Source organism: Desulfovibrio sp. (assembly GCF_035644575.1).
In the GTDB taxonomy this organism is placed as follows: Bacteria; Desulfobacterota; Desulfovibrionia; order Desulfovibrionales; family Desulfovibrionaceae; genus Desulfovibrio.
The window spans coordinates 1-9760 of the sequence record NZ_DASQOG010000041.1 but is presented as its reverse complement, the minus strand read 5'-3'; the positions used below and the strand labels follow the sequence as shown (position 1 = coordinate 9760).

The following is a 9760-nucleotide window of genomic DNA, read 5'->3' as shown; positions in this document are numbered from 1 at the left end:
AACGAAAACTGAAGTTAAGCTTCACGAAGAAATCGAGAAGATGGAATACGAACCGCTGGATCCCGTTGAACTCAAGCTCGTTCACTGGAGCTGGGGCATCGGCGTGGTTCTGCTGGTTGTGCTCTTTGTCATCAGCAAGTTCGTCATGACCACGCACTAGACGTGCCTGACGCCCATTGATATGAACGCCGGGGAGGGTTTCCTCCCCGGCGCTCTTGTGTGGTGCGACTGTAACGAGCTGCAGCCCCCTGCAAGGTACAAATGAATACGTCCGGCTGCCACGGCCAAGGTTGCGCGTCATTGGCATGCAACGGGTGGTGCGCTACACTGCGCTCCTGTCCCGCATCATTCCTGTCCGCGACTCGACCGCCCGTTGCACCGGGCTTGATAACCGTTCGTCCAGCATTTGCTGGCGAAACAGTGCGAAGGATAAGGCTATGCCGCATTATCATCTGCGCTTTATGAAAGGCCCCAATTATACGCTGAATCTGGAATTTGAGGCTGTTGTGGAGGCCCCTTCCTTTGAAGAAGCCTTGAAGGCCCACACCGACTGGCCCATAACCGAAAGTTACGACCACGCCACGGCCACGGCCTGGAATCCAGGCACCTGCATGTATTATCAGGAAATGTGGGAAGCGGCCCTGCTGCCCGAAGGTGAAAGCAAGTAATGCCCCCGCGCTACATAGTCAGCGCCTGTCTGGCTGGTGAACGCTGCCGCTATGACAGCGGCGACAATGCCTGCGCGCTTGTGGTGCGGCTGGTGGAAGAGGGCAGGGCAGTGCCTGTCTGCCCGGAGGCTCTGGGCGGGCTTGAAACGCCGCGCAGTCCCTGCGAACGGTTGGGCAACCGCGTTGTGAACCGTGACGGCCAGGACGTGACGGATGCTTTTGAGCGCGGCGCAGCCCTTGCTGTGGACCTTGCCCGCAAGAATGCCTGCAACGCCGCAATTATAAAGAGCCGCTCGCCGTCCTGCGGATTTGACCGTATTTATGATGGCAGCTTTAGCCACACGTTTTGTGCAGGGGATGGCGTGTGGGCAGAGATGCTGCGCGCCGAGGGCTTTGCCCTGTTCAGCGAACTCTCGCTCCCTGACGAATCCTGACCAGCATCAGACAAAAGCTGACAGTGCAATAAGGCCGGGCGCGAGTCGGAATTTCCCGATACCGCGCCCGGCCTGTTTTTATTATAAGGCAAATGGCTATGTTGCAGACGGCCTGATGCAGTCACGCAGAGTGACAAGCTCTATCGCGGGCGCAATACGTTCTCGTGTCTGCGTTGGCGGCTCAGCCTCAAATACGCGCAGAATGCCTTGTGCAGCGAGTTTTTCAGGCGGCAGGCTGCGCGGTGGTGATGCCGCGCTCTGCAAGGGCGGCAACAACCTTGCTGCAAAATTCCGGCAGCAGTTTTTCGGCTTCAGGGGTCAGCCCCACTTGCATGGTGTGGTAGTCAAAAGGCTGTAGGCCAAAAACAACGGCCTGCACGTCATGCCCGGCCATGCTGCATGTGATCAGTGTATCCAGAAGATCCGTCTGGTGCATGGAATCGCGGAAGCTCAGGCTTTTGCGCAGGTCTTCGCCTTCCAGCATATAGATGGTGCCGGGTTTTTCCGGCCCAAGCACCACGTCAAGAACCACCAGCGTATCGCAATCCATCAGCGTGGACATAAGCAAAAGACCTTGCGTGCCGCCGTCTTCAAGGCGAACATTTTCCGGCCAGGTATACTTGGCCTGCAAATATTCCACGGCGCGTACGCCGAAGCCTTCGTCTGTCAGCAATATGTTGCCGACGCCCATAATCATTATTCTTTTTTGTTCCACGTTGGCGCTCTCATGTGGGGGTTGCTGCCAGTGTGCGCACAGCATCCCGTGTGGATGCAATGCGGCATATCTGTGCAGTATGCCAAAATATTTTTCTCTGGTCTATGCTGTTCGCGCAACTGCAGTGCAGGCTGTTTGGGGGATCGTGCTGTTGCGCTGCCTCAAAATAAAAAAGGGCGGGGAAGCCCCGCCCTTTTCAATGCCAATTTACTGCGTGTTCAGTGCGCTGCTACAGCACTTTGAACTTGTGCACTTCGTTGGTTTCTCCATCGATAACATGCACGGCGCAGGCTATGCAGGGGTCGAAGGAGTGGATGGTGCGCAGGATTTCAACCGGGCGCTTGGGATCGGCCACAGGGGTGCCGACAAGCGCATGCTCGGCAGCGCCCATAACGCCCTTGGCGTCCCGGGGTCCGAGGTTCCAGGTGGTGGGCACCACGAGCTGGAAGTTGCCGATCTTGCCTTCTTCAATGCGGATCCAGTGCGAAAGACCGCCACGGGGGGCATCCAGGAAGCCCACGCCCTTGGCATTGGCAGGAACAGCGTAGTCTTCGACGATCTGCTTGTCCTTGCCGATGTTGTTTTCGTACTCGTTGAGCCAGTTTTCGGTCTGCTGGGCGATAACCAGAGTCTGGATACCGCGGGCGGCAGTACGGCCCAGGGTGGAGAACAGGGCTTCGGGACCCACGTTAAGGGCCTTCAGCACGCCGTCAACCGCAGGCTTGATGGTCTTGTGGTTCTGGGCGTAGGCCACCAGCACCTGAGCGAGAGGGCCGGTTTCCATGGACTGACCCGCGTAGCGGGGAGCCTTGAGCCAGGAGTACCGGTCAGTGTCGCCCATCTTGGTGAAGAAGGGTTTGGTTTCGCCATCGTAGGGGGCGCGGGCCTTGTCGCCTTCGTACCAGCTGTGGCGCACGTGTTCTTCGATCTTGGAAGGATCAAAGGGCTGCACCGAGCCGATCTTGCGATCATAGATGACGCCAGGCTTGTACCAGCGGCTGTTGAGGTCGCGTTCGCCGCCAGCAGCGGGGAATTCGCCAAACGCCATGAAGTTGTCGGTGCCGCCAATGGCCGCCCAGTCCTTGTACTGACCGGCAACCATGAGCAGGTCAGGAATGTAGACCTGTTCAATGAAGGTGCGGGCCTTCTTGTACAATTCGCGGAATTCCTTGATGCGCTGGGGCGTCAAGGCTTCGTAACAGGTCACGCCGCCAGCCACGGTGAACTGGGTGTGCGGGTTTTTGGCGCCGAACACGGCCATGCCCTTGGCAATTTCTACCTGGGCGCGCAAGGCTTCCAGATAGTGGGCGGTGGCAACCAGGTTGGCTTCCGGCTCCAGGTAGTAGCTCGGGTGGCCGCCCAGGAAGTAGGCGTTGGTGAAGGGGCCAAGCTGGCCGCTTTCAATAAAGGTCTTCAATTTGGCCTGCACGGCGGCAAAGTCTTCTGCCTTGGCCGGACGCGGCGAAATGGACTGGGCCAGCTTGGCTGCCTTGGCCGGGTCGGCCTGCAGGGCATTGGCCACGTCCACAAAGTCGAGAGCGTGCAGGTGATAGAAATGCACCACGTGGTCATGCATGAACTGCATGGCCAGCACGAGGTTACGGATATAGGTGGCGTTGGCCGGGATGGGCTTGTTGATGGCGTCTTCAAGCGCGCGGGTGGAAGCAAGGGCGTGCGTGTAGGTGCAGACGCCGCAGGTGCGCTGGGTGAAGTGCTGGGCATCGCGCGGGTCGCGGCCCTTCAGGATGACTTCAAGGCCACGGTAAAGTGTGCCGCAGCTGCGGGCGTCCTTGATTTTGCCGCCTTCAACTTCAACTTCAATACGCAGATGCCCTTCGATGCGGGTCAGCGGGTCCACCACAATGGGCCCGGTGTAGCTGCTCTGGGGCGTTTGTTTGATCTGGCTCATGATTCCCCCTAGTTCTGGTAGAACGGCGACATTTCGTCCCAGAAACCGGGTTCGCTGCAACCAATGCAGGGATGCCCGGCAGCCACCGGCCAGTTGGTCTCATTGAAGAGAACCTTGGGACAGTTGTTGTACGTCTGCGGGCCTTTGCAGCCCACTTCGTAAAGGCACCAGCCCTTGCGCGCTTCTTCCGAATTGAAGGAAGGCGCAAACTCGCCGGCGTCGAAGTGCTTGCGGCGTTCGCAAAGGTCATGCACGCTCTGACCAAAGAACATGAGCGGGCGGCCCAGTTCGTCCAGTTCGATCTTCTGGCCCTGCAAAAAGGCCACAAGTGCGCCGACCATATTGAGGGGGTTGGGGGGGCAGCCGGGAATGTTGATGCCCTTGACGCCCAGGCTGGCAAAGCATTCGTTCACGCCCTTGGCGCCGGTGGGGTTCGGCTTGGCAGCCTGAACGCCGCCGTAGCAGGCACAGGTGCCGATGTTGACCACGGCCTTGGCCTTGGGCAGAATTTCTTTGCAGATGTCGTACATGGTATGGCCGCCAATGTAGCCATACTTGTTGTCCATGCCCGTAGGAATGGCGCCTTCGACCATGCAGACAAAGCCATTGGGGTTTTCCACGGCGGCATGCAGGGCCTGTTCGGCGGCTTCGCCAGCGGCGGCCATGATGGTTTCGTGGTAGTCAAGAGAAATGGTGTCAAGAATGACGGCATCAATAAAGGGTTTGTAAGTGCGCAGCAGCGCTTCGGAACAGCCCGTGCATTCAGCGGCGTGCAAATACACCACCGAAGGACGACGCCCGGTCAGCGCAGCGGCCACCTCGGAGGCGAATGAGGGGCCAAAGCCCATCGTCACCGCCACCGCCGTGCAGAATTTCATGAAATCACGGCGGCTTATGCCCTGGCGCTCTAAACGCTCTTCTCCGCCTTTTTTGCCCAGACCCACGGCAATACGCATAATAGCCTCCTGGCAAAAGTGAGTGAAAGGCTTTGCTCGGCCCCGCCACAGGGCCCGCTTGCGGCGCAACAAAATTGCGCCAACTCCGCATCAAGACAGCGGCGCTACAACGTACGAAAGGCCGCTCTTTTTGCGGCGCTGTCAGCAAACAAAAATCAGAAACTTGGGCGGTGCGTCACAGAGCGTATTGTCATGGCTATCCCCAGAATGCCTCACGCCACAGGGCGACCACCTGCTTCTTAGAATCCTATACTTCTACATGCAAACGGTCAATAGGAAGGAACTTTTTTTGCTTTCTCTTCATCAGCCGCATAGGAGATTTTTCAGCCAAGCTTGGTGGTTGCCTCGCCCCTTTGCTTGCGCTACGGTGCCTGAATCGCACGGCATTGCAGCCGGAAACATGCGACAATTTCCAACACAAGCACAGCAGAGGACGGCATGAAAACGGAATCTCTTTGTCTGCACGCGGGCTATGAACCGGGCAATGGCGAACCCCGCGTTCTGCCCATAGTGCAGAGCACTACCTTTAAGTACAACACCACCGCCGAAGTGGCGAAGCTTTTTGATCTTGCCGAAGCGGGCTTTTTTTATTCCCGCCTTGGCAATCCTACGGTTGACGCCGTGGAGCAGAAAATCGCCGCTCTTGAAGGCGGCGTTGGCGCGCTGTGCACCTCGTCCGGTCAGGCGGCAAGCATGCTGTCCCTGCTCAATGTGGCCCAGAGCGGCGACCATGTGGTGAGCGCCGCCAGCATTTACGGCGGCACGTTCAACCTCTTTGCCGTTACCCTCAAAAAGCTGGGCATTGAAGTCACCTTTGTGGATCAGACCGCCTCCGAGGCCGAGCTGGAAAAGGCCTTCCGCCCCAACACGCGCGCCGTGTTCGGCGAAACGCTCTCCAATCCCTCCATGGACGTGCTGGATATTGAGCGCTTTGCCAACCTGGCCCACAGGCACAGGCTGCCCCTGATCATCGACAACACCTTTGCCACGCCCGTGCTCTGCCGCCCCTTTGAATTCGGGGCCGACATCGTGGTCCATTCCACCACCAAATACATGGACGGCCACGCCCTTCAGGTGGGCGGCGTCATCGTGGACAGCGGCAACTTTGACTGGGCCTCCGGCAAGTTCCCCGAATTTACCGAACCCGATCCTTCCTACCACGGCCTCGTGTACTCCCAGGCCTTTGGCAAGGCCGCCTACATCGTCAAGGCCCGCGTGCAGCTCATGCGTGATATGGGCTGCTGCCAGAGTCCTCAGGGTGCGTTCTACATCAATCAGGGCCTCGAAACCCTGCCCCTGCGCATGGAACGCCACTGCCGCAATGCCGAAGCCGTTGCCGCCTATCTGGAAAAGCATCCTGCCGTGGAATCCGTCAATTATCCGCGCCTGCCCGGCCATCCGCAAAAAGCCCTGGCCGACAAGTACATGCCCAATGGGTGCAGCGGCGTCATCTCCCTTTCCCTCAAAGGCGGACGGGAAGCTGGCGCGCGTTTTATCGACAACCTTAAAATGATCTCCCTCCAGGTTCACGTGGCCGACATCCGTACCTGCGTGCTCCATCCCGCCAGCTCCACCCACCGCCAGCTGACCGACGAACAGCTGCGCGAAGCCGGTATCACCCCCGGCATGGTGCGCCTCTCTGTGGGCGTTGAGCATGTGGATGATATTATCGCCGATCTGGAGCAAGCTCTGGGACGCTAGGGTCTTTTTGGCCGCTGACTGCGTCAGGCGGATTCTTTGCTTGGGTCATGCACGTCTGTGTGCACTCCCCGCGCAGAGAATCCGCCTTTCTTGTCAGCGGCCAAAAATCCACCTAGCGCCCGCATCTTTGTTTCGCAGGGCAGGGGCGTACCTGCTTGACTGCGCCAGGCGGATTCTCTGCTTGGGTCATGTATGTCTGTGTGCGCTCTCCGCGCAGAGAATCCGCCTTTCTTGTCAGCGGCAACCAAAAAAGGTTGTGGAAAACTGACCTTCGGAGCGGCCAGTTTTCCACAACCTTTTTACAATGAAACTACGCTGAATCTTTGAGATTTTTTTCTAGCGTCTGTAGCCCATGGCGCGCCGGATTTTCTTTGGGTCGCCGCCGCCGTCAAAGCCTGCTTCGATCAGCCGTGTTGCCATGGCATCCCTGGCATTGCGGCTTGTGCCGCCCATAACCACAGCCAGGATGCGGGTGTTGCCGCGCTGGGCCGTAACAATAAGATTGTAGCCCGAGGCCACTGTCCAGCCCGTTTTCAGGCCATTAACGCCGCGCACAGAGCCGAGGAGCGCGTTTGTATTGGCCATCTGTCTGTTCCTGTGGGTAAAAACGCGGGTGCTGTGAAATTTTTGCGCGCCGGGGTGGGCGCGAAGGTAGGCGCGGGTCAGGCTGGCAATATCGCGAGGGGTGGAGCGCTGCCCTGCGGCGGGCAGGCCCGTGGGATTTTTGAATTCCGTGCGGTTCAAGCCCAGCCCCTTGGCTTTTTGATTCATGGCGCGCACGAATTGCCGCTCGTTGCCAGCCACACGCAGGGCAAGCGCCGTAATGGCGTCATTGCCGGATGCAACGGCAGCGCCGGTGAGCAACTGCCTGACCGCCACGCGCTCCCCGTTGCGGAGGTGCATGGACGAGCCGCCCACGGTGGACGCGGCAGGCGTGATGCGGATTTTTTCGTCAAGGCTCAACCGGTTGGCGCTGACGGCATCCATGGTCAGGAACATGGACATCACCTTGGTGAGCGATGCAGGCGGGATGGACATGTCGGCGTTTTTTTCAAAAAGCACCTTGCCCGTATCCATGTTGACCAAAATAGCCGCGCGCACGCCTCGGGCTGCAAGGGATTCTGTTGCGCCTGCAAGCAGAGTGGCGCATATGGCGCAAAAAAGGATGCTGAATACCGCAACTCGCCGCAAGCAGCCCAGAGTTGACGGCGCAAACGCCGCATTGCGGGGTTTACCGTCTTGCTGAAGTCTGCCGGGCTGATCGCCGGGGGCAAGCCTGCCAAAACCGGAATGTATGGTGTCTATCTTATCCATTGTGCCTATAGGTGCGGTTGCCTTCTTCCACTGCCTGGATGGCAAATGCCAGCAGCACAGGGCCCACAATAAGGCCTACCGGCCCAAAGCTCGCCAGACCGCAAAGGATGGCGATGATCAATACAAAAAACGGGGCCTTGATGCCCTGTTGCAAAAAGAGCGGGCGCAGGATGTTATCCACGCCAGCCACCACCACAACTCCCCAGAGGGCCAGGCCCACTGCGGCCATGCTGTTGCCCGTGAACCAGAGCGAAAGGCAAAGCGGCACCCACACTATGGCCGTGCCAATGGCGGGAATGGGAGCCACGAGCGTGGCAAGCAGCCCCCAGAATGCTGGCTGGCGCACCCCTGCAAAGGCAAAGGCAATGCCGCACAAGATGCCCTGCGCCGCAGCCACCAGCACAATGCCCAGCAGAATGCCCCGCAATGCCCGGTGGATGGCAGCCGTAAAGCGGCAGAGCATTGCTTGCGGTATGTGGAATATCCTGCCGGAAATTTTGCGGATGTGGCGGGCATACGTGGTAAAGATCACCGTGAGCGTAAAGAACAGAAAGCTTGTCCACAGCACTGTCATGGTGCCGCCGAGAAAGTCCATGCTTCGGCTCAGAAGCAGGCTCATGGCATCGCCAAAAAACGCATCCAGTTTTTGCAGAAAGTCGCTGACCATCTTTTCTGCGCGCGGATATTCTGCAAGGCTCAGCCGCCATTGCTGAATATTGGCCACCCACTCGGGCGGCAACTGAAAGTTGTTGGCTTGCAGCTCGCGCAAGCGCGCAAAACCAGCCGCCGCCTGCGGCGTCACCAGCAGGGCGAGCATGGCAATGGGAACGAGTATGGAAGAGAGGAGAGTGGTTATGTACGCATAGAGGGGCAGGCTGCTTGAAAGACTAAACCGGAATTTGCGCCAGCGGGGGCCGCTCTGGGTTTTTTCAAGGCGTTTGCGCCACATCCGGCCCTTCATTTGTAGTGTCCGGTAGAGCGGCAACGAAAGGCATGACAGGCAGGCAGCCATGAATATGGTCACCGGATTGTGCCAGAGCAGCATATACAGCGCGAGCGCGGCCAAGAGGTAGAGCAGACGCGGCAGCGTTAGAGTCATAGTAGGCCTTGGGTTTGTGGGCGCGTTTTTTTACCAGCGCCGGAACGTTGGAACGCGCAAGAGTAGCAAAAGCGGGCGGGGTCTGCCAAGAGGCGCAAAGGTATAAATACGCCCGCGCGGGTCTGGGCTGGCAGCCGTGCGGCATATATCAGTGAGCATCACGGCGCAACGGCCCGGCCGGAAAGTTTTTGTCAGGCGCGCTCCGCCGCCCTGCGGTTGTGCAGAGAGGCCGGAGCGCGCCATAAGGTCGCACTGCGGTATGTTTGCGCGTTGACGCGCTGCGGAAAATACGTCTGGGATAAAACCGTTGCCGCGAAGCCAGAAAGGCGCGGCGTCGGCTGGCGGAGACCAGGGCAGCAGCCCCGGCCCTAGTTCAGCACGTTGCTGCCTTTAAAGCTGATGTTGATCACTTCGTAGGTAACGCGGCCACGCGGAATATCCACGGTCACTTCATCGCCTACTTCGCGGCCCAGCAGGGCCTGGCCCACAGGGGAAAGGAACGAGATGGAACCCTTGGCGGGGTCTGCCTCGTCGGGGCCGAGAATGGTGAAGGAGCGCGCTTCGCCGCTGTCCACATCTTCAACCTCAACTGTAGAGCCAAAGATGACCTTGTCGCCCTTCAGGGAATCAAGATCAACGACCTGGTAGAGCGCCATGCGGGATTCAATGTATTTGATGCGGGCTTCAGCCATGCCCTGACGTTCCCGCGCGGCGTCGTACCCGGCGTTTTCTCGCAGGTCGCCTTCTTCACGGGCCTCTTTGATGGCCTGGATGATGGCGGGCCGTTCGCTCTTCAGGCGGGCCAGTTCGTCTTCCAGCTTTTTGTAGCCTTGCACGGAAATGGGGATGCTTGTCATGGTTGCCATAATCTGACCTCACAAACGAAAAAAAAGCGCCGCTGCCCAGGCAGCGGAGCAAGCAATGGGGGGTATTTTCCGAAAAAAAGGCTGCACGGGCCGCAGTG

The 9760-nt window shown here is 58.8% G+C and carries 10 protein-coding genes; 4 read left to right on the top strand and 6 right to left on the bottom strand.

The features are described from left to right. The 3 genes from VEZ52_RS01730 to VEZ52_RS01720 form a co-directional block, all read left to right on the top strand. Nucleotides 1–160 (top strand): bacteriocin-type signal sequence (locus tag VEZ52_RS01730; protein ID WP_324835266.1); only part of this gene is annotated, 160 nt, incomplete at its 5' end. A 277-nt stretch (nt 161–437) separates the two neighbouring features. Then, the gene (locus tag VEZ52_RS01725; protein WP_324835265.1) at nt 438–668 is read left to right on the top strand and encodes a hypothetical protein; all 231 of its coding nucleotides are present in this window, start codon (nt 438–440) and stop codon (nt 666–668) included. Then, nucleotides 668–1102, top strand: a complete 435-nt coding sequence (locus VEZ52_RS01720) for a DUF523 domain-containing protein (RefSeq protein ID WP_324835264.1) — start codon at nt 668–670, stop codon at nt 1100–1102. Before VEZ52_RS01725 ends, VEZ52_RS01720 begins: the two co-directional genes overlap by 1 nt. Nucleotides 1103–1325: 223 nt before the next feature. Here VEZ52_RS01720 and VEZ52_RS01715 read toward each other — a convergent pair whose 3' ends face one another. The 3 genes from VEZ52_RS01715 to VEZ52_RS01705 form a co-directional block, all read right to left on the bottom strand. After that, nucleotides 1326–1817 carry a HyaD/HybD family hydrogenase maturation endopeptidase gene (locus tag VEZ52_RS01715; RefSeq protein WP_324835263.1) on the bottom strand — a complete coding sequence of 164 codons (492 nt, stop codon included), beginning with the start codon at nt 1815–1817 and terminating at the stop codon, nt 1326–1328. 229 nt (nt 1818–2046) lie between these two features. Further along, on the bottom strand, nt 2047–3726 hold the full coding sequence (locus VEZ52_RS01710; RefSeq protein ID WP_324835262.1) for a nickel-dependent hydrogenase large subunit: 1680 nt from the start codon (nt 3724–3726) through the stop codon (nt 2047–2049). A gap of 8 nt (nt 3727–3734) precedes the next feature. After that, nucleotides 3735–4682 carry a hydrogenase small subunit gene (locus VEZ52_RS01705; RefSeq protein ID WP_192112984.1) on the bottom strand — a complete coding sequence of 316 codons (948 nt, stop codon included), beginning with the start codon at nt 4680–4682 and terminating at the stop codon, nt 3735–3737. Between the two features lie 438 nt (nt 4683–5120). Between VEZ52_RS01705 and VEZ52_RS01700 the strand changes: the two genes are divergently transcribed. Next, a complete protein-coding gene (locus VEZ52_RS01700; RefSeq protein ID WP_324835261.1) occupies nt 5121–6383 on the top strand; it encodes an O-acetylhomoserine aminocarboxypropyltransferase/cysteine synthase family protein in 1263 nt (420 codons plus the stop codon). 336 nt (nt 6384–6719) lie between these two features. Here the strand turns inward: VEZ52_RS01700 and VEZ52_RS01695 are convergent, their stop codons facing one another. From VEZ52_RS01695 to greA, 3 genes are all read right to left on the bottom strand, one after another. Continuing rightward, entirely contained in the window at nt 6720–7697 is a 978-nt protein-coding gene (locus VEZ52_RS01695) for a D-alanyl-D-alanine carboxypeptidase family protein (protein WP_324835260.1), read from the bottom strand. Further along, complete coding sequence (locus VEZ52_RS01690; protein WP_324835259.1) at nt 7690–8796, bottom strand: AI-2E family transporter; 1107 nt, start codon at nt 8794–8796, stop codon at nt 7690–7692. Before VEZ52_RS01690 ends, VEZ52_RS01695 begins: the two co-directional genes overlap by 8 nt. A 368-nt stretch (nt 8797–9164) precedes the next feature. Next, nucleotides 9165–9653, bottom strand: coding sequence for a transcription elongation factor GreA (gene greA / locus VEZ52_RS01685; protein ID WP_022660011.1), 489 nt, complete (start codon nt 9651–9653; stop codon nt 9165–9167). Nucleotides 9654–9760 lie beyond the last annotated feature (107 nt).

Coding starts and splice junctions, on each gene's coding strand:
- VEZ52_RS01695 (WP_324835260.1), bottom strand. CDS start 7,697: ATGGATAAGATAGACACCATACATTCCGGTTTTGGCAGGCTTGCCCCC.
- VEZ52_RS01705 (WP_192112984.1), bottom strand. CDS start 4,682: ATGCGTATTGCCGTGGGTCTGGGCAAAAAAGGCGGAGAAGAGCGTTTA.
- VEZ52_RS01720 (WP_324835264.1), top strand. CDS start 668: ATGCCCCCGCGCTACATAGTCAGCGCCTGTCTGGCTGGTGAACGCTGC.
- VEZ52_RS01700 (WP_324835261.1), top strand. CDS start 5,121: ATGAAAACGGAATCTCTTTGTCTGCACGCGGGCTATGAACCGGGCAAT.
- VEZ52_RS01690 (WP_324835259.1), bottom strand. CDS start 8,796: ATGACTCTAACGCTGCCGCGTCTGCTCTACCTCTTGGCCGCGCTCGCG.
- VEZ52_RS01725 (WP_324835265.1), top strand. CDS start 438: ATGCCGCATTATCATCTGCGCTTTATGAAAGGCCCCAATTATACGCTG.
- VEZ52_RS01710 (WP_324835262.1), bottom strand. CDS start 3,726: ATGAGCCAGATCAAACAAACGCCCCAGAGCAGCTACACCGGGCCCATT.
- greA (WP_022660011.1), bottom strand. CDS start 9,653: ATGACAAGCATCCCCATTTCCGTGCAAGGCTACAAAAAGCTGGAAGAC.